Source organism: Myxococcus dinghuensis (genome assembly GCF_024198235.1).
Classification (GTDB): domain Bacteria; phylum Myxococcota; class Myxococcia; order Myxococcales; family Myxococcaceae; genus Myxococcus; species Myxococcus dinghuensis.
Genome location: NZ_JAKCFB010000017.1, coordinates 12,338 through 35,141, shown reverse-complemented (window position 1 = coordinate 35,141; position 22,804 = coordinate 12,338). Strand labels below are relative to the sequence as shown.

Annotated in this window: 23 protein-coding genes; 8 read left to right on the top strand and 15 right to left on the bottom strand. The window is 69.9% G+C overall.

Features of this window, described 5'->3' with window-relative positions:
- Nucleotides 1-65 precede the first annotated feature (65 nt).
- Nucleotides 66-2,306: an ATP-binding protein gene (locus LZ198_RS22220; RefSeq protein ID WP_253974027.1), complete on the top strand. Its 2,241-nt coding sequence runs from the start codon at nucleotides 66-68 to the stop codon at nucleotides 2,304-2,306.
- Nucleotides 2,307-2,330: 24 nt separating this feature from the next.
- Here LZ198_RS22220 and LZ198_RS22215 read toward each other — a convergent pair whose 3' ends face one another.
- The gene (locus LZ198_RS22215) at nucleotides 2,331-3,161 is read right to left on the bottom strand and encodes a hypothetical protein (RefSeq protein WP_253974026.1); all 831 of its coding nucleotides are present in this window, start codon (nucleotides 3,159-3,161) and stop codon (nucleotides 2,331-2,333) included.
- Nucleotides 3,162-3,328: 167 nt separating this feature from the next.
- Here LZ198_RS22215 and LZ198_RS22210 point away from each other — a divergent pair, with 167 nt between their 5' ends.
- The gene (locus LZ198_RS22210; protein WP_253974025.1) at nucleotides 3,329-4,009 is read left to right on the top strand and encodes a TFIIB-type zinc ribbon-containing protein; all 681 of its coding nucleotides are present in this window, start codon (nucleotides 3,329-3,331) and stop codon (nucleotides 4,007-4,009) included.
- A 13-nt stretch (nucleotides 4,010-4,022) separates the two neighbouring features.
- Here the strand turns inward: LZ198_RS22210 and LZ198_RS22205 are convergent, their stop codons facing one another.
- A complete protein-coding gene (locus LZ198_RS22205; protein ID WP_253974024.1) occupies nucleotides 4,023-5,999 on the bottom strand; it encodes an ABC-F family ATP-binding cassette domain-containing protein in 1,977 nt (658 codons plus the stop codon).
- Between the two features lie 123 nt (nucleotides 6,000-6,122).
- Here LZ198_RS22205 and LZ198_RS22200 point away from each other — a divergent pair, with 123 nt between their 5' ends.
- Nucleotides 6,123-7,826, top strand: a complete 1,704-nt coding sequence (locus LZ198_RS22200; protein WP_256559810.1) for a serine/threonine protein kinase — start codon at nucleotides 6,123-6,125, stop codon at nucleotides 7,824-7,826.
- A gap of 42 nt (nucleotides 7,827-7,868) precedes the next feature.
- Here LZ198_RS22200 and LZ198_RS22195 read toward each other — a convergent pair whose 3' ends face one another.
- Nucleotides 7,869-8,606, bottom strand: a complete 738-nt coding sequence (locus LZ198_RS22195; protein ID WP_253974023.1) for an SIR2 family NAD-dependent protein deacylase — start codon at nucleotides 8,604-8,606, stop codon at nucleotides 7,869-7,871.
- Nucleotides 8,607-8,708: 102 nt separating this feature from the next.
- Between LZ198_RS22195 and LZ198_RS22190 the strand changes: the two genes are divergently transcribed.
- Entirely contained in the window at nucleotides 8,709-9,194 is a 486-nt protein-coding gene (locus LZ198_RS22190) for a GAF domain-containing protein (RefSeq protein ID WP_253974022.1), read from the top strand.
- A gap of 65 nt (nucleotides 9,195-9,259) precedes the next feature.
- Here LZ198_RS22190 and LZ198_RS22185 read toward each other — a convergent pair whose 3' ends face one another.
- Nucleotides 9,260-10,174, bottom strand: coding sequence for a pseudouridine-5'-phosphate glycosidase (locus tag LZ198_RS22185; protein WP_253974021.1), 915 nt, complete (start codon nucleotides 10,172-10,174; stop codon nucleotides 9,260-9,262).
- Between the two features lie 100 nt (nucleotides 10,175-10,274).
- Here LZ198_RS22185 and LZ198_RS22180 point away from each other — a divergent pair, with 100 nt between their 5' ends.
- Nucleotides 10,275-11,183 (top strand): DMT family transporter, encoded by a 909-nt coding sequence (locus LZ198_RS22180; protein ID WP_253974020.1) that lies wholly within the window; start codon nucleotides 10,275-10,277, stop codon nucleotides 11,181-11,183.
- Between the two features lie 10 nt (nucleotides 11,184-11,193).
- Here LZ198_RS22180 and LZ198_RS22175 read toward each other — a convergent pair whose 3' ends face one another.
- From LZ198_RS22175 to LZ198_RS22165, 3 genes are read right to left on the bottom strand one after another with little or no spacing between them, the layout of a single operon-like run.
- Nucleotides 11,194-12,891, bottom strand: a complete 1,698-nt coding sequence (locus tag LZ198_RS22175) for a sigma-54-dependent Fis family transcriptional regulator (protein ID WP_253974019.1) — start codon at nucleotides 12,889-12,891, stop codon at nucleotides 11,194-11,196.
- A 53-nt stretch (nucleotides 12,892-12,944) separates the two neighbouring features.
- Entirely contained in the window at nucleotides 12,945-14,117 is a 1,173-nt protein-coding gene (locus LZ198_RS22170) for a DUF2314 domain-containing protein (RefSeq protein ID WP_253974018.1), read from the bottom strand.
- Nucleotides 14,117-14,731 (bottom strand): deoxynucleoside kinase, encoded by a 615-nt coding sequence (locus LZ198_RS22165; RefSeq protein ID WP_253974017.1) that lies wholly within the window; start codon nucleotides 14,729-14,731, stop codon nucleotides 14,117-14,119. Before LZ198_RS22165 ends, LZ198_RS22170 begins: the two co-directional genes overlap by 1 nt.
- Nucleotides 14,732-14,964: 233 nt before the next feature.
- Between LZ198_RS22165 and LZ198_RS22160 the strand changes: the two genes are divergently transcribed.
- The 3 genes from LZ198_RS22160 (at nucleotide 14,965) to LZ198_RS22150 (ending at nucleotide 17,861) form a co-directional block, all read left to right on the top strand.
- Entirely contained in the window at nucleotides 14,965-15,762 is a 798-nt protein-coding gene (locus LZ198_RS22160; RefSeq protein WP_253974016.1) for a lysophospholipid acyltransferase family protein, read from the top strand.
- A gap of 11 nt (nucleotides 15,763-15,773) precedes the next feature.
- Nucleotides 15,774-17,165: a tetratricopeptide repeat protein gene (locus LZ198_RS22155; protein WP_253974015.1), complete on the top strand. Its 1,392-nt coding sequence runs from the start codon at nucleotides 15,774-15,776 to the stop codon at nucleotides 17,163-17,165.
- A gap of 111 nt (nucleotides 17,166-17,276) precedes the next feature.
- On the top strand, nucleotides 17,277-17,861 hold the full coding sequence (locus LZ198_RS22150; protein WP_253974014.1) for a hypothetical protein: 585 nt from the start codon (nucleotides 17,277-17,279) through the stop codon (nucleotides 17,859-17,861).
- A gap of 108 nt (nucleotides 17,862-17,969) precedes the next feature.
- Here LZ198_RS22150 and rplQ read toward each other — a convergent pair whose 3' ends face one another.
- The 8 genes from rplQ to map form a co-directional block, all read right to left on the bottom strand.
- Complete coding sequence (rplQ, locus tag LZ198_RS22145; protein ID WP_253974013.1) at nucleotides 17,970-18,383, bottom strand: 50S ribosomal protein L17; 414 nt, start codon at nucleotides 18,381-18,383, stop codon at nucleotides 17,970-17,972.
- Between the two features lie 185 nt (nucleotides 18,384-18,568).
- Nucleotides 18,569-19,591, bottom strand: a complete 1,023-nt coding sequence (locus tag LZ198_RS22140; protein ID WP_253974012.1) for a DNA-directed RNA polymerase subunit alpha — start codon at nucleotides 19,589-19,591, stop codon at nucleotides 18,569-18,571.
- 155 nt (nucleotides 19,592-19,746) lie between these two features.
- Nucleotides 19,747-20,373 (bottom strand): 30S ribosomal protein S4, encoded by a 627-nt coding sequence (gene rpsD / locus LZ198_RS22135; protein ID WP_253974011.1) that lies wholly within the window; start codon nucleotides 20,371-20,373, stop codon nucleotides 19,747-19,749.
- A 71-nt stretch (nucleotides 20,374-20,444) separates the two neighbouring features.
- On the bottom strand, nucleotides 20,445-20,885 hold the full coding sequence (rpsK, locus tag LZ198_RS22130; RefSeq protein ID WP_015350164.1) for a 30S ribosomal protein S11: 441 nt from the start codon (nucleotides 20,883-20,885) through the stop codon (nucleotides 20,445-20,447).
- A 62-nt stretch (nucleotides 20,886-20,947) separates the two neighbouring features.
- Nucleotides 20,948-21,331, bottom strand: coding sequence for a 30S ribosomal protein S13 (gene rpsM, locus LZ198_RS22125; RefSeq protein WP_015350165.1), 384 nt, complete (start codon nucleotides 21,329-21,331; stop codon nucleotides 20,948-20,950).
- A gap of 53 nt (nucleotides 21,332-21,384) precedes the next feature.
- Nucleotides 21,385-21,501 carry a 50S ribosomal protein L36 gene (gene rpmJ / locus LZ198_RS22120; RefSeq protein WP_002633586.1) on the bottom strand — a complete coding sequence of 39 codons (117 nt, stop codon included), beginning with the start codon at nucleotides 21,499-21,501 and terminating at the stop codon, nucleotides 21,385-21,387.
- A gap of 74 nt (nucleotides 21,502-21,575) precedes the next feature.
- Nucleotides 21,576-21,794 (bottom strand): translation initiation factor IF-1, encoded by a 219-nt coding sequence (gene infA, locus LZ198_RS22115; protein WP_002614803.1) that lies wholly within the window; start codon nucleotides 21,792-21,794, stop codon nucleotides 21,576-21,578.
- A 151-nt stretch (nucleotides 21,795-21,945) separates the two neighbouring features.
- Nucleotides 21,946-22,704, bottom strand: a complete 759-nt coding sequence (gene map, locus LZ198_RS22110) for a type I methionyl aminopeptidase (protein ID WP_253974010.1) — start codon at nucleotides 22,702-22,704, stop codon at nucleotides 21,946-21,948.
- Nucleotides 22,705-22,804: the final 100 nt, after the last annotated feature.

Genomic DNA, 22,804 nt, shown 5'->3' with positions numbered 1-22,804 from the left:
CAGGACAACCGGCACGACATGGAAAATTTCCGGAGCTGGACACAGGTTAGACTGTCCGCCCGCCCATGGATATCCGGACACAGAGCGCCCTGCTGGCATCCATCATCGGCCTCGCCCTGGGCGTGTCCATGCTGCTGCGGCCGGGCCGGCCCAAGGTCCTCACCCTGTACTCCGTCTTCGCCCTGACGGTGGCCGGGTACTACCTCTCGTTCTTCTTCCACAGCATCTTCCCCGCGACGTCCTACCCATGGACGTCCCGAATCACCCTCGGCATCACCGTCCTGGCGGCCTCGCTCGTCCCAGGCGCGGCGGTGGGCTTCTTCCTCGAGTTCTTGGGTGTCAGCAAGGGAACACACCTGGTCGGCCGCAGGCTCGCCGTCCTGTCGGTCGTCCTGGGACTGGCGGTCGCCGTCACCCCGCTCGGAGACAAGGCGTGGGGCCGCGTCGCCATGGGCATCTGGGTGCTCGGCTCCCTGCTTGCTTCCGTCTCATTGCTGCTCCATCGGGTTCGCAGCAACGAGTCCCGCATCGAGCAGCTGCGGCTGATGTACCTGGCCATCGGCGCGGGCGCGGCCATCCTCTTCTCCGCGCTGGACTTCCTGAGCCGCTACGGCGTCCCCGTCCCGACGCTGGGGCCGGTCTTCACCACGCTCTACCTGTTCTTCCTCGCGCAGACGCTGCTGCGGCTGCGGCTGATGGACCTGCACGAGCTGCTGGGGAAGATCGCCTCGCAGACGGTGCTGGCCGTCATCCTCGCGGCCGTCTTCACGGTGTTGACGGCGTGGGTGGACGAGGACACGGGGCTGTTCGTCTTCAACACGGTGGTGGCGGCGTTCGTCATCCTCATCCTGCTGGACCCGCTGCGCGCCAAGGTGGAGGAGATGGTGGTGCGCATCTTCTTCCGCGAGCGCTTCGCCCTGCTGGACGCGCTGGGGACGCTGCGCGCGCGCATGGCCAACGTCATCGAGATCTCCGAGCTGGCGCGGCTGGTGCTCGACACGCTCCACGAGACGGGCCGCGTGACGCACTCGTCGGTGTACCTGCTGGCGGAGGATCGCCCCGGCTACCGGCTGCTGGACTCGCGAGGCCCCCTGCCCGTGGCGTTCCTGGACACGGCCGCCGCGCGCGGCCTGTTGTTCGCGGTGGCCAGCGGCCAGAAGGCGGTGCTGCTGGAGAACGTCGAGCGCCGAGGCGCCACGCTGCGGCTCCAGTCGGTGGAGGGACGGCGGTATCGCGACGAGCTCAAGCGGTTGAACGACACGCGCGCGGCGCTGGTGCAGATGCGGGCCGGCATCAGCGTGCCCATGGTGGGGAACGACCGGGTCATCGGCTTCCTGAATCTGTGGGACGAGCGGGTGCCGGAGGCGTTCGCGTCGGATGAGATCGCCCTCATCCTGGAGGTGGCGGAGAAGCTGGCGACGGTGCTGGAGAACTCGAAGCTGTACGAGAAGATCCGCGAGCGTGACCGCCTGGCGGCGCTGGGTGAGATGGCGGCGGGCCTCGCGCACGAGATCCGCAACCCGCTGGGCGCCATCAAGGGTGCCGCGCAGTGCCTGGACCCCGTGCGGCTGCCCGGCGAGGACGGCGAGTTCCTGGAGGTCATCGTCGAGGAGGTCAACCGCCTCAACGGCGTGGTGACGGCGTTCCTCGACTACGCGCGGCCGATGAAGCAGAGCTTCGGCCCCACCGACCTCAACGAGGTCGTCACGCGCACCATGCGCCTCATCCAGAACGACGTGCCCGCCCACGTCGCGCTGGCGGTGGAGCTGGACCTGCAACTGCCCCGGGTGGACGGAGACGCGGAGCAGCTCAAGCAGGTGCTCATCAACCTGGTACAGAACGCGGTGCAGGCGCTCGACACGCGCGAGGGACGCATCACCGTGCGCACGGAGCGCCCGGAGCGCTTCGGTGAGTTCCGCAACGCCGGGGGCGAGCTGCTGGAGGTCCGCATCTCCGACACGGGCCCGGGCATCCCCGTGGACCAGCAGATGCACATCTTCGTGCCGTTCTTCACCACGAAGCAGAAGGGCACGGGCCTGGGGCTCGCCATCTGCCAGCGCATCGTGAAGAACCACGGAGGCAGCATCTCCGTGCAGAGCAAGGTCAACGAGGGGACGACCTTCATCATCCGCCTGCCCGCCCTGCCCGCGGAGAAGCCCGTGGAGGGGTTGCCCGCGGAAGGTACGCCGCCGCCAGCGACGCGCATCTCCCAGTCCATCCCCGTCCCCGAGGAGCTGCGCGAGCCCCCCAAGCCCTCCCCGCCCGAGCCACGCACCAAGCGCGAGCGGCGACGCAAGGCGGGCTGAGCCGCCTCGACGTCGGCTGGGCAGCTACTCCTTCGCGGACGACTGCTCCGCCGGCTGGGCTTGCTCGTCCTTGACGCCGAAGAGCTTGCGCAGCCGGGTCTGGGTGTCGTCCTCGGGGCGGATGCCGGCCTGCTCCTTGATCGCGTCGAGCTGCTTCTTCCGCCGCTCCTCCTGGATGCCGGCCACCGCCTTGCGGTCGGGCAGGTTGGGGCCGAGCTCATCCACGGTGGCCGAGCGGATCCGCGCCGCGGCGCTCATCACCACCTGCGCGTTCTGGAAGACGGTGCCCTTCGCCTCTGCCTTCGTCGTGCCCGTGCCGTAGGCGGACCACAGCTCACTGCGCAGGGTGAACGCCTTCACCGAGACGAGCTTGCCACCGCTCGTCCCCACCGTGTCCTCGAGGAGGACGTGCGGCATGACCCACACGTCGGGGGAGAGCCCCTTGGCGCGGGCCGCGTCGATGCGCTCCCCATCCGACGCGCCGAGGCGGTTCAGGTTGGAGGGCAGGCTCCCCACGGAGACGATGCGCAGCGTGGCGTCGCTGGAGAGCTCGCGGTGCAACATCTCGTCGAGCTGCTTCCGGTCGAGGGACCTGGCGAGTTCCTCGGCGACGGTCGTCTCGAAGACGGCGATCTCGATGGGCGCTCCAGGCGAGCGGCGAGGCGCGTCGGCGATGGCCTTGGCGTAGGCCTCCCGGTCACGCTCCGCCGCATCGATGCGCGCCTGCTCCGCCGGGTCGGAGCTGGTGACGACGGTCTTTCCGTCCAGCCCCGTCCTCGTCGTGGTGAACGTAGCGCCTGCACAGCCAACGAGGGACAACGCGACGACGTTTGCGACGAGCGCGCGCGAAAACATGTCTTCTCCAGACGAGCGTGAGTGGGGGATGTGCCGTGGCTCCCGGGTTCCATCGGCGCTCGCTGAGGACGACGCCCTTTGGAGAAAATTCACGCGAGGCTGAGATTCCTCGAACGGGCGTGGGCCTCGCCGATACCGGACTCGCACCTGGCGTAGACTGACCGGTCATGAGCGCCTGTCCCTTCTGTCAGCAGACGATGCGTCCGACGTTCATCGGCGGCCTGTCCCGCGAGGAATGTGATGGGTGCGGGGCCGTCTGGTTCGAGGGCGAGGCCCTGGCGAAGGTGCTGGGCGGCTCCTTCTCCGAAGCACTGGTGCGGCGGGCGCGGGGCAAGCCGGGCGTGTGCAAGGGCTGCTCGGTGTCGCTCCAATACGTCCCCGCGTGCCCCGAGTGCGGCGCCACGGCGCCCACCTGCCCCCGCTGCGGCAAGGCGCCCCTCCCCGCCGTGGAGGCACTGGGCATCACGGTGGAGGCCTGCCCGGATTGCGCGGGCGTGGCGCTGGACCCGGGTGAGCTGCAACAGCTCCAGCAGGCCGCGGCGCAGTATCGGAGCGTGCCACTCGACGTGCGGCCCCAGCTCGGCAAGCAGGAGACGTCGACCTGCGCCGCGTGCCGGCGCAAGCTCGAACCCCGGTACGGCTTCGTCTGGGAGGAGAAGCTCTACTGCGGTAGCTGCGCCCCCGAGGGGGCCGCCCCGTTCACCGACGAGCTGACGAAGGCCCGACCGAGCGCGGAGCCGTCGTTCCCCTCCGGCGCTGGCGGCACGGAGGCCCTGGCCGTGGGCGCCACGGGAGACGCCGCGGGCTCCGCGCTCACGTGGCTGTTCTCCCGGATGTTCGGCCAGTGAGCCGAACCCGGCCTCAGCTCAGCGACGCGGTGGCCTCCGCCAGCTTCTCCTGCGCGGACTCCCACCGCGCATAGAGGTCCTCCAGCGTCTCCTTGCCCTCGCGGTGCGCGTCCATCAGGGGCTTGGCGCGCGCGAAGTCGTTGTAGAGGACGGGGTCGGCAAGCTGCGCCTCGCGCTCCTTCTGCTCGGCCTCGAGCTTCGCGATCTGCTCCTCGATCTTCGCGATCTCCTTCTTGATGGGCCCCTCGACGGCGCTGCGCCGCTGGCGGGCCTCGGCCTCCAGTCGCTTGCGCTCCTTCTCCGACACGGGCCCGGCCGCGGCCTTGTCCGCCCCACCACGCCCCTGCCCCGCGCCGCCCGCGGCGGCCTCCGCCTCCAGGCGCTGCTGCTCCTGGTGGTACAGGTAGTCGTCGAGGTTGCCCGGGTGCGGCGTCAGCTTCCCGTCCGCCACCTCCCAGACATGCGTGGACAGGTTGTTGATGAAGCTGCGGTTGTGGCTGACGAACAGCAGCGTGCCACCGTAGAGCTTCAACGCCTCGATGAGCATCTCCGACGAGTCGAGGTCCAGGTGGTTCGTCGGCTCGTCCATCAGCAGGAAGTTGGACGGCACCAGGAGCAGCTTGGCCAGCGCCACGCGCGCGCGCTCGCCACCGCTGAGCACGCCGATGGGCTTCTCCACGTCGTCACCGCTGAAGAGGAACGCGCCCAGCACCGCGCGCACGTAGCTCTCCGGCTTGTCGGCCGCGAGCGGCTTGACCTCCTCGATGATGGTGTTGCGGCGGTCGAGCTTGTCCGCGTGGTGCTGCGCGTAATACCCCACCACCACGTTGTGACCGAGCGTCACCGTGCCCGAGTCCGGCGTCAGCTCCCCCGCCACCATCCGCAGGAGCGTCGTCTTGCCCGCGCCGTTGGCGCCCACCACCGCGATGCGCTGCCCGCGCTCCACGCGCCCCGTGAGCCCGTCGTAGACGGTCTGCGCACCGTAGCGCTTGGTGATGCCCTCCAGCGTCACCACGTCCCGGCCGCTGCGATCCACCTCCGGGAAGCGGAACTTCATCGTCGCCCGCTCCTCGAGGACGACGACCTTCTCCAGCTTCTCGATCATCTTCGCGCGGCTCTGCGCCTGGCGCGCCTTGGTCGCCTTGGCGCCGAAGCGGTCGATGAAGGACTGGAGCTCCGCGCGACGGGCCTCCACCTTCTCCGCCCGCGCCTGGAGGAGGACCTTCTCCTCGGCGCGCAGGCGCTTGTAGTCGTCGTAGTTGCCGGCGTACTCGCGCACGCCCTCCAGCTCCAGCGACACCACCCGGTTGATCTGCCGGTTGAGGAAGTCCCGGTCGTGGGAGATGAGCACCATCGCCTTGTTCGACCGCTTCAGGAAGCCGTCGAACCAGGCGAGCGTGGGCACGTCGAGGTGGTTGGTGGGCTCGTCGAGCAGGAGCAGGTCCGGGTCCTGGAGGAGCAGGCCCGCCAGCGCCGCGCGCATGCGCCAGCCGCCGGACAGCGCGGAGGTGGGCTTGGCCAGGTCCGTGTCCTTGAACCCCAGGCCCTTGAGGATGCGCTCGGCGTGATGCCGGCCGAAGCGGTTCTCGAAGTCGTCCAGCTCCGTGTGCAGGTCGGCCAGGGACTGGGCCAGCTCCAGCTGGTCCTCTTCGTCCTCCGCGGCGGCCAGGGCCGCCTCCGTCTCCTGGAGCCGTGTCTCCAACGCGTCACGCCCCGGGACGGTGCTCATCACCGCCTCCACCACGGTGCCCTCGGGCAACCCCGCGATTTCCTGGGGCAGATACCCCCAGCGGGCCCGCCGCCGGTAGGTGAGCGTCCCCGAATCCGGCTGGGTGACCCCCGCCAGGATCTTCATCAGGGTGCTCTTGCCGGTCCCGTTGGCCCCGACGAGGCCCACACGGTCCCTGGGGCCGAGGGTGAAGCTGTCGCTGTCGAAGAGGACCTTCTTCCCATAGGCGAGACTGAGGTCCTGGGCGATGACGAGGCTCATGGCGGGCGGGGATGTAACAGTCTCGGGCCCCACGGGGAACGCCGGAGATGACCGCCCGGCCCCCAGGGGGCCCAGAGGCCCCTTTCCGGACCCGCCCCGTGCCTGCCTATACTCCGGCCCCACATGGCTGCCCCTTGTCCCCATTGCGGAAGCACCGACGGCATCGACCACCTCTGCTCGGGCCAGAGCCTCCAGCTCATCGGCCAGGTGCTCGATGGCCGCTACAAGATTGAGAGCGTGCTCGGCCAGGGCGGCATGGGCATGGTGTTCCGTGCCACCCAGACGTCCGTGCAGCGCCCCGTCGCGGTGAAGACGCTGAACCCTTCGCTCGCCGCCGCACCCCAGTTCTTCGAGCGCTTCCGTCGCGAGGCGGAGATCGCCAGCCGTCTGCGCCACCCGAACGTCATCACCATCTTCGACTTCGGTCGCTCGCCGGACGGCACCTGCTACTACGTGATGGAGCTCCTCCAGGGCGAGAGCCTCAAGGAGGTCGTCAAGCGCGAGGGGCCCATGTCCCTGCGTCGCGCCATCAGCCTGCTGGAGCAGGCGACGCAGGGCCTGGCGCACGCGCACGCGGAGGGCTGCGTCCACCGCGACCTGAAGCCGCACAACATCATGGTGCAGGACCTGGGCGGGAAGGACTTCGTCAAGGTGCTGGACTTCGGCCTGGTGAAGGCGCTCGAGGCCGAGGAGGAGGAGCAGCTCACCTCCACCGGTCAGGTGCTGGGCACGCCGCAGTACATGCCGCCCGAGCAGGCCGGTGGCGAGGCCGTGGACCAGCGCTCCGACCTGTATTCGATGGCGGGCGTGCTCTACTTCTGCCTCACGGGCAGCTCGCCCTTCGGCGCCAACACCGTGCGCAAGGCGCTGACCGCGTCGCTCACGCAGCAGGTCCCCGCCGTCAACACCAAGCGCCAGGGCGCGCCGGTGCCCGCGGCGCTGGACGCCTTCTTCCAGAAGGCCCTGGCCCCGGAGAAGGACGACCGGTACCAGACGGCGCAGGAGTTCATCGACGCCATGCAGGACACGGTGGCGGACCTGTCGCCCGAGCAGCTCGACGCGATGCCCAGCGGCGGCTCCACCTCCGGCGTCAACGACCGGGGCAGCGGCAGCCGTCCGGGGAGCCGCGCGGGCCGCCCCGTCGGCAGTGGCAGCGGCGTGCGTCCCCGCTCCGCCACGAGCGCGGGCCGGGCCGGCTCCACGCCCTCGAACATCGTCGTCGCGCGAAGCCAGGCCGGTGCGGGCCCGGGCGGCAGCTCCTCGCAGAGCCGGGTCAGGCCGCCCAACCCGCGCGGCGCGACACCCGCTCCGCCCCCTCCGCCGGAGCCCACCGGCATGTCCACCGGCAAGAAGGTGGCGCTGGTGGCGGTGCCGCTCGTGCTCCTCGGCGTGGGCGCGGCGGTGGTGTTCGGCGGTGGCAAGAGCGGCCCGCAGCCCATGCCGCGCGTGGTGGAGGTCGCCCCCGACAAGCCCGTGGCGGCGCGTCCGACCGAGCCCTCGACGCCCACGACCACGACCAGCGCCGGCAACACGGGAGCCACGTCGCTCGTGGTGACGTTCAACACGACGCCGGCGGGCGCGGCCATCTTCGAGGGCGAGGAGCAGTTGGGCACCACGCCCATCAAGCTCGAGATGCCGCGCGACAAGTCGCACGTGCTGAGCTTCCGGCTCGCGGGGCACAAGAGCGAGGAGCGCACGCTCAACTTCAGCCGCGTCGCCGGTGATACCCAGACGGTGGACGTCACGCTGGAGCCCATCCGGGTCGCGCAGCCCAAGCCCAAGCCCAAGCCGGCGAGCCCCGGCTCGGACATCTCCGTCTTCGAGTAGTCCCCCGACGCCGCCCCGGAATCCCGAGGCGGCGTTCGTGTCTCAGCGCAGGTCGGCCAGCGCGGGGAGCACCTCGCCGCTCTTTCCCTGGACGAAGTGCTTGAAGCGGTGGGAGTTCTCCGCCGCCTCCAGGTTGACGGACCAGGTGTCGCCGCCCGCCGCGGTGACCTTGTTGACGAGCCCCGCCGCCGGGTACACCGCGCCGGACGTCCCCGCCGACAGGAACACGAGCTTTCCGCCGTGGTCGAGCGCCGTGTGGACGAAGCTCTCGATGCGCTCCAGGTCCGCCGGCTCGAGGTATTCGCCGAACCACACGATGTGGGGCCGCAGCATCTCGCCGCACTGTCCGCACAGGGGCAACGTGCCGGTGGCGTAGACGGTGGTGTCGGCGAACGGTTCGCGCTCGCAGTGGGTGCAGCGGCTCTTGAAGAGGTTGCCGTGCATCTCGACCACGCGCTGGCTGCCCGCGCTCAGGTGCAGGCCGTCGACGTTCTGCGTGGCCAGGAGGAAGCGGTTGCCCAGGTGGCGCTCCCAGTCCGCGAGCGCGTGGTGGCCGGGGTTGGGCTGGACACTCGCCGCCGCGGCGCGCCGCTCCGAGTAGAAGCGCCACACGAGCAGTGGGTCCTTGATGAAGCCCTGCGGCGAGGCCACGTCCTCGACGGGGTGGTTCTCCCAGAGACCGCCCATTCCCCGGAAGGTGGCGATGCCGCTCTCCGCTGAGACGCCCGCCCCGGTGAGGACGAGCAGCCAGGTATCTGCATCGAGGATGAGTCGTTCCACGGGAGCCTCCTGTGCGACGGGGGAGTCAGGGTGTTAAGTGGGGACGCCGACATCCCCCGGCCCTGACGCTGGGGTCGCCCCCCCGAATCCGAGGCTCCCATCATGGCTGAAGTCACCCTGGATCTGCGCGCCGTTCCCAAGGAGCAGGCCTACGCGGAGCTCCGAGAGCACGTCCAGGCGGTGCTCGCGGGCATGGATGACACCATCGCGGGCATGGCCACCATCAGCTGCCTGCTGCACAACGCCTTCGGCCACCTGTGGACGGGGTTCTACCGGGTGGTGACGCCCGGCAAGCTGCTGCGCGTGGGCCCCTACCAGGGCACCCTCGGGTGCATGGAGATCAAGTTCGGCCGCGGCGTGTGCGGCACCGCCGCGGAGACGGGCCAGACGCAGGTCGTACCGGACGTCCACGCCTTCCCCGGCCACATCGCGTGCGACGCGCGCTCGGCGTCGGAGATCGTCGTCCCGGTGTACGGCAAGAACCGCGAGCTCATCGCCGTGCTGGACATCGACAGCCAGCACAAGGCGGCCTTCGACGACGTGGACCGGCGCGAACTGGAGGCGCTGGTCGCCTGGTTCCAGCAGTAGCGCGCCCCGGTCCGGTGAGGCGCGCCCACCGCGCGCCCCACCGGAGGGTGGATGTATCGCCTGTGTCAGTCGCCGCGCGCGTAGGCCACGGCGAGCTGGCTGGCGAAGCGGGCGTTGTTCGTGAGCAGCGCCAGGTTGGCCTTGAGCGTCTTGCCGCTGGTGCGCTTGGCGAGGTTCGACAGGAGGAACGGCGTCACGGCCTTGCCGCGCACGCCCTGCTGCTCGGCCTCCGCGAGCGCGGAGGCGATGTGCAGCTCCACGTCTCCGCGCGGCAGCGCGGTCTCCTCGGGCGGCGGCACGGTGTAGAGCACGCCCCCGCCCTGCCCCAGCGTCTCGAAGCGGACGCGGGCGATGCGCGCCGCGGTGGCGACGTCGTCCACGCGGTGCTCCAGCTTCAGCCCGGACTCCCGGCTGTAGAAGGACGGCAGCTCGTCCGTCCCCACGCCGATGACGGGCACGCCCGCCGTCTCGAGCAGCTCCATCGTCTTGGGCAGGTCCAGCACGGACTTGGCGCCCGCGCACACCACCGCCACCGGGAATCGCGCCAGGGCGGAGATGTCCTGGGAGATGTCCCAGTGCTCGGACACGCCCCGGTGCACGCCGCCGATGCCGCCGGTGGCGAACACGCGGATGCCCGCCGCGGCGGCCAGCTCGCACGTCGAGCTCACCGTGGTGCCGCCCGACGCCCGCGTGGCCAGCGCCACCGCGAGGTCGCGGGAGCCGAGCTTCATCAACCGCTCCTTGCCCTCGGCGAGCCGGCGCAGCGCCGCGTCCTCCAGACCGATGCACACCTCGCCGTCCACCACGGCGATGGCGGCGGGCACGGCGCCCGCGCGTCGGACGGCCTCCTCACAGGCGCGCGCGGCCCCGAGGTTGTCCGGGTACGGCAGCCCCTGGGCCACCACACTCGTCTCCAGGGCGACGATGGGCTTCCCCTCGTCGCGAGCGCGTCGCACCTCGTCCGAAAAGCGTAGGTCCATGGCCGCGCGTTTATGCCACGCCGGCCATGCGGACAAGCCGGCCCGGTGGGGAAAGGTCGGGTTGCGCGCGGAGGCCGCGGGGCGTATTGGCTCGCGCGTCGTGTCCTCCTCGACAGCCACCGCCCCCGCAGCCGCGTCCCGGCCCTTCTCCGCGTCGGACCTGGCCATCCTGGGCGTGGTGGTTGTCTGGGGCTCCAACTACACGGTGGTGAAGGAGGCGTTGGACACGATTCCACCGCTGGCCTTCATGTCGCTGCGCTTCACCGTCGCCTCCGTGGCCATGGCGGCGCTGCTGTGGAAGGTCGAAGGCTGGAAGCCCCTCCCCTGGCGGTTGTTCCTGAAGCTCGCGGGGCTGGGGCTGGTGGGCAACACCGTGTACCAACTGTGCTTCATCCTCGGCGTGGCGAACACGACGGCCGCGAACAGCGGACTGCTGACGGCGACGACGCCTGTGTTGGTGGCCGGGCTGGGCACGGTGCTGGGCGTGGACCGGCTGACGCGCCCGTTGATGACGGGCCTGTCGTTGGCGGTGGTGGGCATGTTGATGATCGTCCTCGCGCGGGGCCCCTCCATGGGCGCGGGGAGCCGGCTGGGCGACGGCCTCATCCTGGTCGGGTGCGTGTGCTGGGCGGTGTACACCGTGGGCATCCGCACCATCGGCCCGGAGGTGTCCGCGCTGCGCGTCACCGCCGTCACCATGCTGACCGGGGCGCCCGGGGTCATCCTCGCGGGGGTGCCCTCCGTGCTCGTGCTCGACCCGCGCCCCATCGGCATGGGCGCGTGGCTGGGCGTGGTGTACTCGGCGCTGATTCCGCTCGTGCTCAGCTACTACATCTGGGGTCGCACCGTGCAGCAGGTGGGCAGCGCGAGGGCCTCGCTCTACAACACGGGCGTCCCCGTGGTGGCGGCGCTGACCGCGTGGGCCGTGCGCGGCGAGCGGCCCACCGGCCTGCAGATCCTGGGAGCCGCGCTCATCATCACCGGCGTGGTGCTCAGCCGCAGGAAGTGACGCGACGGCGTCACCCCCGGCGATTGCGCTCCACGGTGATGCCGAACTCCTCGATCTTCTTGTCGAGCGTCGGCCGGCTGATGCCCAGCAGCGCCGCGGCGCGGACCTTCTTGCCTCCAGCCTCGCGCAGGGCCTCGGTGATGGCGTCGCGCTCCAGTCGCGACACACGCTCCTGGAGCGTCCGCCCTTCCGCTCCGCCGTCCTGGATTTCGGGAGGCAGGTGGAGCGCGCCCACGCGCCCGCCGGCGTACAGCAGGCCCAGCCGTTCGCCCACCAGCTCCACCTCGCGGACGTTCTGCGGCCAGCCGTAGTCGGACAACAGCCGCCGCGCGTCCGGCGCGAGGACGGGAGGCTCGCGGCTCACCCGGCGCGCAGCTCGCGTGATGAAGGACTCCAGGAGCACCAGGACGTCGGCGCGCCGCTCCCGCAAGGCGGGGACGTCCAGCTCGAAGCCCATCAGGCTCCGCCCCAGCGCGGAGTCCAGCCCTCCCTTCGAGGTCATCACACCGAGCGGGGCCGGCGCGGTGACGAGCAGCCGCACGTCGACGGGCTCCTCGCCGCCCTGACGCGCGGGCGCGGTGCGCCGGGCCAGCAGCCGCGCCAGGCGCTCCGCGAGGGGCTTGGGCAGGGCCCCGACGTGCTGGAGCACCAGCGAGCCCCGGTCGGCGCGCAGCAGCGCGGACGCCATGGGTGGCTGCCCCGGCGCGCTCGCCCTGCCGAGCAGCATCTCCTCCACCTGCTCCGGTGGCAGACGGCAGTCCACCACCACCAGCGGCTCGAGCGCTCGCGGAGAGCGCGCGTGGACGAGCCGCGCCAGCAGCGTCTTGCCCGTCCCCGGCTCACCGTGAATCACCACGGGGGCGGCGCTGTTCGCCGCGCGCCGGGCGTTCTCCATCACCGTGCGCAGCGGACGCGAGCTTCCCAGCAGCGCGGGCGCCTGGGCCTCGCCCTCGCTCCGCGAGCGCACCGCCGTATAGGCCTCGCCCCCCAGTCGCCCCAACGCGGCCAGGAGCTGTCCCTCGCCGCCGGTGAAGGGCGAGTCCGCGCGCACCACGTACAGCACGCCGAAGGGCATGCCCCCGGACGCGACGAGCGGCGCGCACATCTCCGAGTCCGACTGGACCAACTCCTTGCGGTCGAGCGCCACCTGCGCGAGCAGCCGCGGCACCGACACGGACTCCGCGCCCGACACGGCGGCCGTCAGCAACCCCGTCCCGTTGCCCAGGAGCGCGGCGGCGCGGTCCGCGCTCAGCGCCCGCGCGACCTCGTCCGCCAGCCGCCGCAGCACCATGGCCTCGCTGGTGGCGCCCAGGAGCGCCGTCCCCGCCGAGTACAGCGCCGCGGCCGCGCCCACGTGGGGCAGCACCTCCTCGATGGGGACGTGGCCCGGGGACGTGGGGCCGCCCTCCACCAGCGTCACCGCGGGCGGCTCGAAGACGGCCATCGTCCCGCCCACCCGGACGCGATCCCCTGCCTGCAGCACCACCTCGCCGCTGATGCGAGCGCCGTTGACGAGCGTGCCGTTGCGGGAGTCCAGGTCCCTCAGCCGGACCTGCCCCTCCTGCACGGACAGTTGCGCGTGCTTGCGCGACACCTGGTCGTCGCGCAGGGGGATGTCACACGACGGGCTGCGGCCGATGGCCATCTCCGCGTGGATCTCGTAACGGCGTCCCGCGGAAGGGCCGGTGAGCAGCAGCAGGGCGGGCATGGAGCGCGGAGCCTAGCGCCCCTGGAGGACCGGGCAAGCGGCCCCGTGTGTCACTACATGGGGCGCTCGGCGTTCAACAAGGCGCGAATCTCACCCTCGTCGAGCGCGCGTCCCTCGCGGCTGATCGCCAGTGCATTGACCTGGGTCTCTTCAACCTCCACGTGAGCGCCCTTGCGCCACTCCGTGGTGTGCACCGCGCCATCCACCAGCTTCCCCACGAGGCTGCCCTCGTCCCGGGCCATGACCTCCAGCCACAGGTTCTCCACCACCGTGTTGCCGTCCGGATGGGTGTCGAACGGCGCGCGGACGAGGAACGTCAGGGGCTCCATCAGCCCCTTACGCTGGAAGCGCGCGAGGAACGCGGGCAGCAGCGCCTGCGCCTCGCGGCGCATGGACTCCGTCTGCTCCTCCGGCTCCTGGGCGAAGCGCTCGCGGTACGGCGCCAGCAACTGGGACGTGTTGTGCCGCCCCAGGGGAGAGACCACGGTGAGGAAGCGGCTCTCATGCCCCTCGAACGTCTCCAGCGGCACCCCCAGCAGGTTCGTCCGGGCCTCCTCCGACGGGACGACCATGAAGGCCTGGCCCTCGCTGGTGCCCACCTGCGAGCGCAGCGCCGGCCCCTGCCCGAAGGCCAGATCCGTGCACAGCTCGTGGAGGAAGCTCTCCGCCGGCAGCAGGTCCTGCTCGGCCAGGTGGAAGATCTCCAAATCTCGCGCGCCGAACTTCTCCATGCCGTGCGAGTGCACCCACAGCGGCGTGTCCCCTTCGGCCACCTCCACCGCGTGCAGGTGCACGTGGTCCCGGATGTCGAAATCGAGCTCCGTGATTTCCACGACATCCTCGGGCTCATGGAGCTTGTAGGCCGCCAGGTCGACGAGGACGCCCGGCACGTGCTCCAGCAGCGTGCGCACGGCCCACAGCGCCTCGAACACGGGCAGTGTGGGCTGGGGGCCGCCGGGCTCCAGGGACAGGTGGTAGAAGGCCTTGGCGCGGCCCAGGCGGGTGAAGGCCTCCGGGCTGCCGCTGTAGGCCGCCTTGTTGAAGCGCGGCAGGCCTTCCATGCCCACCGTCCGGCGCACGTGGACCTCCGAGCTGTCGGCCCGGAGCACGAACCCCTCCCCGTCCTCGCTCGGGGTGAACTCCACCTCGTCGGTCGCGAACGAGGCCCGCAGGGCATCCAGCGGCGCGGGGCCTTCCTGCTCCGTCGCCAGGAGGTAGACCTCCATCACAGGTGCTTCTCGATTTGCCGAAAGAGGTCCACGCGGTCCACCAGGTTGGTCAAGTAGTCGAGCTTGTCGGTGGCCAGCACCAATACCGGAGACAACTGGTAGGCCCCGAACCATTCCTCATACAGGGCATTGAGGCGCTGGAGATAGCGGGTGGGGATGTCCTTTTCCATGGTCCGTCCCCGGATGCGGATGCGCTCGCGCAGCGTCTGCACGGGGCACCGCAGGTAGATCATCAGGTCCGGAGGGCGCAAGGAGTCCGAGATGGTCTCGTAGAGCTCGCAGTACGTCTTCCAGTCGCGCTTGTCGATGAGCCGCTGGCGGTGGAGGTTCTTGGCGAAGATCTCCGCGTCCTCGTAGAGGGTGCGGTCCTGGAGCACGGTACCGGGCGTCGCCTCCATCTCCCGGTGGAGGCGGAACTTGTGCGTCAGGAAGAAGAGCTGTGAGCGGAAGGCCCACGTCTTCATGTCCTTGTAGAAGTCCGCGAGGTAGGGGTTCTGGTCATTGGGCTCGAAGGACGGGGTCAGCCCGTACTTCCGGCAGAGGAAGGACGTGAGCTCCGTCTTCCCGGCGCCGATGTTGCCCGCGATGGCGATGAACTTTTTCCTGGCCACGCAACCCTTGCTTGTAACCCCGCCGAGCGGCGCGCACCAGAAACAAGGTAAGGGGGGACGTGGTAGAAGACATGCATGCCCCCACGCCGTCCCTTCCGCCAACCCCGGGCGTCGCTCCCCTTCGGGATGCGAGCACCCGCCCGGTCGGCCGTGAAGCGGTGGCGCCTTTCGGGCATGCCCACGGGCCGCGCCCTCGCCGGCCCGCTTCCGGCCCCGCGGAGGGGGGCTGAGGGATGCGCAAGATCTTCTGCATTTTGACGGCCGGCGTCTGGACGATCGTCTGTTTCCCCCTGGCCATCCTGGCGATGGTCGTCACGTTCCGGGCCTCGAACTCGCTCTGGGTCGTCCGGGAGATCTGGTCGCCGGTGCTCCTGTGGGCGGGCGGCGCGAAGCTCGAGGTCATCGGCCAGGAGAACGTGGACCCGAACCGGCCCACCATCTACGTGGCCAACCACCAGTCCACCCTCGACATCCCCGCCCACTTCATGGCGGTGCCGGTGGCGTTCCGCTACGTGGCCAAGGAGCAGCTCAAGTGGGTGCCGCTCATCGGCTGGTACCTCGCCCTCGCCGGCCACGTCTTCGTCAACCGCGGTGAGCGGTCGAAGGCCATCGCGTCGCTGGACCGGGCGGCGGCGAAGATCCGCGGCGGCATCAGCATCTTCCTGTACCCGGAGGGCACCCGCTCCGAGGACGGCCGCGTGCTGCCCTTCAAGAAGGGCCCCTTCGCGCTCGCCCTCAAGGCCCGCGTCCCCGTCTGCCCCGTCACCATCGAGGGCTCCGGCGCCCTGATGCCCAAGAACAGTTGGAACATCACCCCGGGCCCCGTGCGCGTGAAGATCGGCAAGCCCATCGACACCACGTGCTTCGACGAGGGGGATCGCGAGGGACTGGCCCGCGCCGTGCGCGAGGTCATCATCGCGGACAGCCTGTCGCTCGGGGGCAAGGGGGGAGATCCCGAGGACGCCGTCGCGGTCGCCGGCCGCGAGGGCGTTGGCGCCTCCACCTCCTCTCGCGCTTCCACCCCAGCCTGAGACGTCCTTCCGTGAAGACGACCTACGTCCGCCGTTTCCACCCCTGGGCCCGCATCGCGGTGTTGGGCCTGGGCCTCGTCACCGCCGGCTGCGGCCACACCCAGGCCAGCGGCGCGGGCACCGTCCAGCGTCCGTCCGACGACCGCTCCAAGGCCCGCGCCTACCTCGACGACAACCAGCCCCAGAAGGCGCTGGGGATCCTCGGGGACCTGCATGGCCGCGCCCCGGAGGACCTGGACGTGGCCCGCATGCTGACGGAGGCCCAGGTGAAGGCCGGCCACGCCGACGCGTGGATCGCCCAGTTGCAGGCCCGCATCGGCTCCAAGGAACGCGCGGTGGACCAGTACATGCTGGGCCTGGCCCTCTTCTCCCGGGCCCGCGACGCGGGAGCCCCCGCGGTGGCCGCCTTCGAGCGCGCCATCACCCTGGCGCCCGACACCGGCGAGTACCACTACCGGCTCGGAGTGGCGCGGCTGGAGTCGGAGCAGTACGCCGCGGCGGTGGAGCCCCTGCGCAGGGCCGTGGCGCTCGTGCCGGACCGCACCGCGTGGCACCTGCCCCTGGCCAAGGCGCTGCACCGCACCGGCGACCTGGACGGCGCGGTGAAGGCGCTGGGCGTGGTGGTGCGTGGACACCCGTCGCCCGCGGACGTCGCCACCGCGCGCGCGCTGATGGAGCAGATCTCCAACCCCTTCAACGGCATCCCCAAGGCCGCGGAGGCCAAGTTCGAGGAGGGCCTGCGCCTGCTCAACGACCTGGACGCGCCCCAGCACGCCATCGTCGCCTTCGAGGAGGTCCTGCACGACTACCCGGACCTCGCCGTGGTGCACGCGCTGCTGGGCCTGGCCTACCAGCGCCTGGATGACGCGGGCCGCGCGGTGGACGAGTTCAAGCAGGCCATCGAGAGCGCGCCGCGCGACGGCAAGAACCAGCTCTACCTGGGCGAGCTGTACCTGTCCCGCCAGCGCCCAGACGCGGCCCGCACCGCCTTCGAGCGCGCCATCACCCTGCACCCGCTGCTGGACGTCGCCTGGTTCCGCCTGGGCGACCTGCACCTCGAGCGGCGAGACCTCGCGGCCGCGCGCGAGGCCTTCTCCGTCGCCGTCTCGCTCCTGCCGGACGCCGTCCCTCCCCGGGGCAAGCTCGCCCTCGTCTACCAGTTGGAGGGGGACTACCCCGCCGCCGAACGCGAGCTGCGTCGGGTGGTCGAAAAGGACCCGGAGAACGTGGAGTTCTCGCTGCGACTGGGGCTGCTCTTCACGGAGCAGGCGAAGAAGTCCACGCGGCCCCAGGCGCGCAAGGAGGCCGCGGGGGAGGCCGAGCGGTGGCTCTCCAAGGTACTGGAGGCGCAGCCGGAGAACGCGGTGGCCTCGCGCGCGCTGCAATCCCTCAAGGGCCAGTAGCCACCAGCGGGCCCTGCCCTCTACACTCCGAGCCCGATGAGCGACGGTCGCAAATCTCCGCGCACGCCAACGAATCCTGGCACCCAGCCCCGGACGCCCACCAGTCCGGGGATGCCCAAAGCCCCCTCCAACCCCGGCACGCTCCGGGTGATGAGCGCGGCCCGCGCCGCCCCTCTGCAGAAGGGCGGCGCGGACGGCCCGCTCGGCAAGCGCCTGGCGGGCGAGGCGTCGAACCAGCTCCTCAACGGCCTGGCCGTCCTGAAGGAGTTCGCGGCGGACTTCCGTCAGCGGGATCGCTTCTTCAAGTACAAGGCCTCCATCGTCGCCGGCTGGCTGGTGATGTCCGCGGCCAGCCTCGCCATCGCCTGCCCCGGCACCTCCGTGCGGACGGGCGACATGGACGCGCGGCTGGTGCTCAGCGAGCGCATGGATCGCCCGTCGCTCACCATCTGGAACGAGAGCCGCGACGCGTGGAAGGACGTCACGCTCATCGTCAACGGGCAGTACCGCGCGGCGGTGCCGGCCGTGGGGCCGGGGGAGTTCATCACCCTGACGCCCAAGCAGCTCATGGGCAGCGCCGGCGCGGCGCCCGCGGACCTGCGCTTCGAGACGCTGGAGATGCGCACCAACGACGACAAGGCCAACCTGACGGAGAACCTCCGCAAGGAATGGGAGCGCCTCCAGAAGCCCCGCTAGGACGCGCTGGAGGGCCCTGGAAACACGAAGGGCGCCCTCCCCGTGGGAAGAGCGCCCCTCGCGTCGCCACCGGCCCCTCCCTTTCAGGAGGGACTCGATGACCCGGCCTTACTCGGCCTTGGTCTCCTCGGTGGAGGGAGCCTCGGGCTCGCCGGCCTTCTTCTCCGGGCGGTCCACCAGCTCCAGCAGCGCCATCTCCGCCGCGTCGCCACGGCGGAAGCCGAGGCGCACGATGCGGGTGTAGCCACCGGGACGGCTGGCGTAACGCTCCTTGTACTCGCTGAAGACCTTCTGCAGCACGTCACGGTCCTTCACGGTCCGGGCCGCCAGGCGCACGTTGGAGAGACCACCACGCTTACCCAGCGTGATGATGCGCTCCGCCAGCTTCCGGGCCTCCTTGGCCTTGGGAAGCGTGGTGCGGATGGCCTGGTGCTCGAGCAGCGAGGTGACCATGTTGTTGAGCATCGCGAGCCGGTGGCTCGTGGTGCGGTGCAGCTTCCTTTGTCCGACCTTGTGACGCATCGTCGTGCTCCGGCCCCCGTCAGGGGGCCCACCACTCCGGCCGTATCAGGTACCGGGTGGGAAGGGCGGACCCGACACGGGGCCCGCCGCCGCCATTCGGAGTGGGACGTGCTTCCGTCCAACTCCCCTCCCCTCGCCCCGCCTGCGACCATGTCGCGGGCGCGAAGGGAGGTCCTGCGTGAACACTACACCTTCGGCTGCGCGGGCGCCGGCGCCTGCTTCGGCGGCCAGTTCTCCAGCTTCATGCCCAGCGACAGGCCCATCTCCGCGAGGATCTCCTTGATCTCCTTCAAGGACTTGCGGCCGAAGTTCTTCGTCTTGAGCATCTCGGCCTCGGTGCGCTGCACCAGGTCGCCGATGGTCTTGATGTTGGCCTGCTGCAGGCAGTTGGCCGAACGCACCGACAGCTCCAGCTCGTCCACCGAGCGGAACAGGTTCTCGTTCAGCTTCGCCTCCTCCTTCGGCGCCTCGGCGATGACCGGCTCCTCGGTCTCGTCGAAGTTCACGAAGACGGTCAGCTGCTCCTTGATGATCTTCGCCGCGTAGGCCACCGCGTCCTGAGGGGTCACGGAGCCGTCCGTCCAGACCTCGAGCGACAGCTTGTCGAAGTCCGTGACCTGCCCGACGCGCGCGTTGGTGACCTGGTAGTTCACCTTGCGGATGGGCGAGAACAGCGAGTCGATGGGGATGGTGCCGATGGGCGAACCCGCCACCTTGTTCACCGTCGCCGGGACGTAGCCACGGCCGCGGCGGCACGACAGCTCCATGCGCAGCTTGCCACCCTCGGAGATGGTGCAGATGTGGTGACCGGGGTTGAGGATCTCCACGTCGGCGTCGGCGATGATGTCACCCGCCTTCACCTCCTTGGGGCCCTCCGCCTCGATGCGCAGCGTCTTCGTCTCGTTCGTGTGCATCCGAAGGAGGACTTCCTTCAGGTTCAGCACGACGTCGGTGACGTCCTCGGAGACCTCGGGGATGGTCGTGAACTCGTGGTCCACGCCCTCGATCTTCACGGAGGTGATGGCCGCGCCCTGCAGCGACGACAGCAGCACCCGGCGCAGCGAGTTGCCCAGGGTGGTGCCGAAGCCACGCTCCAGCGGCTCCGCGACGAACTTGCAGTACGTGGGGGACAGGCTGTCCTGGTCCACTTCCATGCGGCGCGGCTTGATGAGGTCACGCCAGTTCTTCGCAACGAACGTATCTGCCATGATGTACGGCCTTTCGAACCGTGCGCCACCACCGACTTACCCACCAGCGCGGCGGGAGGATGGGCACGTGGGGACTGCACAAAGCACGACGCCCCGGCCTCTTCGGCCAGGGCGCGTTTGCGACGTCCAGGCGGGTATGTCGCCCGGCGACAGGACTACTTGGAGTAGAGCTCCACGATGAGCTGCTCCTGGATGGGCATCGTCAGGTCCTCGCGGTTCGGGACCGTCTTGACCGTGCCCTTGAACGCCTTCTTGTCCAGGTCGATCCACTGCGGAACGCCACGGCGATCCACCGTCTCGAGCGCCTCGGCGATGCGCAGCACCTTGCGGCTCTTCTCCACCACCTCGACCGTCGTGCCCGGCTTGATGGAGAACGAGGGGATGTTCACCTTGCGGCCGTTCACCTGGAAGTGGCCGTGACGCACCAGCTGGCGCGCCTCGTTGCGCGTGTCCGCGAAGCCCATGCGGAACACCACGTTGTCCAGACGGAGCTCGAGCTGCTGGAGCAGGTTCTCACCCGTCTTGCCCTTGGCGGCGGACGCGCGGTGGTAGTAGCCGCGGAACTGGTTCTCCAGCAGGCCGTACATGCGCTTGACCTTCTGCTTCTCGCGCAGCTGCACGCCGTAGCCAGAGAACTTCACGCGGCCCTGGCCGTGCTGACCGGGGGGATACGGGCGGCGCTCGATGGCACACTTGTCCGTGTAGCAGCGGTCGCCCTTCAGGTACATCTTGAGGTTTTCGCGCCGGCAGATGCGGCAGGCGCTCGCGGTGTAACGGGCCACTGACTTCTCCTTAGAGGTGGTCTGGAGCCGCCCTCACGCCCGGAAGCGCGAAGGCGGCCCGGACGAAGGGGTTAGACGCGGCGGCGCTTGGGCTGACGGCACCCGTTGTGCGGGATGGGCGTCACGTCGCGGATGAGGTTGATCTTCAGCCCGGCGGCGGCCAGCGCGCGCAGCGCCGACTCACGGCCCGCGCCCGGACCCTTCACGAACACGGACACGTTCTTCAGGCCGTGCTCCATCGCCTTCGCCGCGGCGTCGCCAGCGGCCACCTGGGCCGCGAACGGCGTGGACTTGCGGCTTCCCTTGAAGCCACGCGCGCCGGCGGAGGACCAGGAGATCACGTTCCCGGACACGTCCGTGATCGTGATGATGGTGTTGTTGAACGTGGACTGGATGTGGACCACGCCGTTCAGAATGCTCTTCTTGCCCTTGCGCTTCGCCTTCTTCGCGGCAGGGGCCTCGCCCTCGGCACCCGCGGGCGCCGCAGCCGAAGTATTGGTCTCGTCAGCCATGTGAGTTGCTGCTCCTGGGAGGAGGTGATCGACGCGGGTGCCTCAGGCACCCACGCTGAGGTTTACCGGGCCGGAGCGGCCGGCTTCGCCCGGACGATGCCGCGCTTGGGACCCTTGCGGGTACGCGCGTTGGTGTGGGTACGCTGGCCACGCACGGGCAGACCCTTGCGGTGACGGAGGCCGCGGTAGCAGCCCAGGTCCATCAGGCGCTTGATGTTCATCGTCACTTCGCGCCGGAGGTCGCCCTCCACCTTGTAGCTGGCCTCGATGATCTCACGGATCTTGCGAGCCTGATCCTCGGTGAGGTCCTTGGTCCGGGTGGTGGGGTCGATGCCCGCCGCCTCGATGATGTCGTGCGCGGACTTGTTGCCGATCCCGTAGATGTACTGGAGCGAGATCACGGCGCGCTTGTTGGGCGGCAGGTCGATGCCGGCGATACGAGCCATCTTCGGTATTCCTTTGGGGTGGAGTTGGTCTGAAGCCAACAGCCTTGCGGCTGCTAGCCCTGGCGCTGCTTGTGCCGGGGGTTGGAAGCGCAGATGACGCGCACGATACCCTTGCGGCGGACAACCTTGCACTTGTCGCAGATCTTCTTGACGGACGCCCGAACCTTCATGGAGCGAACTTCCTTCCTTCGAACAGATGAAAAGCCAGCGGGCCGCCCACCCTACCTTGGAGGGGCCGCCCGTTCTACTTCGCCCGGTACGTGATCCGTCCGCGCGTCAGGTCGTATGGAGACAGCTCGACCTTCACTTTGTCACCGGGGAGGATGCGGATGAAGTGCATCCTCATCTTGCCCGAGATGTGCGCGAGCACCTTGTGGCCATTGTCCAGCACCACGCGGAACATCGCGTTGGGGAGGGGCTCCATCACCGTCCCCTCGACTTCGATGGAATCATCCTTCGGCAAGCGTCAAACCCTCTTCCCGGACCACGAACCTCTTGGAAGCGCGGCGGGATAGCACTTTGGTCCGCTAGTGGCAAGCGCCGCGCGCAGGAAAACTCGGATTCCTACCAACGCACCGTAACACCATCCTATTTCACCCGCAGTCCCTGCGTTTTCAAGCGCTCCGGGTGAGGATCTCTGCACCGCTGTCGGTGATGAGGATGGTGTGCTCGAAATGCGCGGACAACTTGCCGTCCGCCGTCACCGCCGTCCAGTCGTCCTCCAGCAGCTCCACTTCATAGGTGCCCTGGTTCACCATGGGCTCCACCGCCAGCACCATCCCCGGCCGCAGCTTCATGCCCCCGCCCGCCTGCCCGTGGTTGGGCACGTGGGGGTGCTCGTGCAGCTTCCGGCCAATCCCATGTCCGGTGAAGTCCCGGACGACCGAATAGCCCCGCGCCTCCACGTGTCGCTGGACGGCCTGTCCAATATCACCAATCCGGTTGCCGGGCCTCATCACCTGGATGGCCTTGTGCAACGACTCCCGGGTGGCGTCCACCAGCGCCTGTGCCGCCGCGCTCACCTTCCCCACCGGCACCGTCCGGGCGGAGTCCCCGAACCACCCCTTGTACGACACGCCGAAGTCCAGCTTCATCAGGTCGCCTTCGACCAGCTTCCGCTTCCGGCTGGGGATGCCGTGCACCACCTCCTCGTTGATGGAGGCGCACAACACACACGGGAACCCCAGGTACCCCTTGAAGGCGGGCCGAGCCCCCTTCTCCGCGATCAACTGCTCGGCCAGGGCGTCCAGCTCCCAGGTCGTGACGCCCGGGGCGACCGCCTTCTCCAGCGCGTCCAGGATCTCCGAGACGATCCGCCCCGCCTTGCGCATCAAGGCGATCTCCTCCGGGGACTTGATCTCCGCCTGGCTCATCGCGTGCTCCGCTCCGCCTCTCGCGCTCCAGCAGGAACGGGTGGTCAGCGTCCGGGAGGGCCGCAAGGGCCCCCTGCCCGCCCGCTGACCGGTCCGGCCC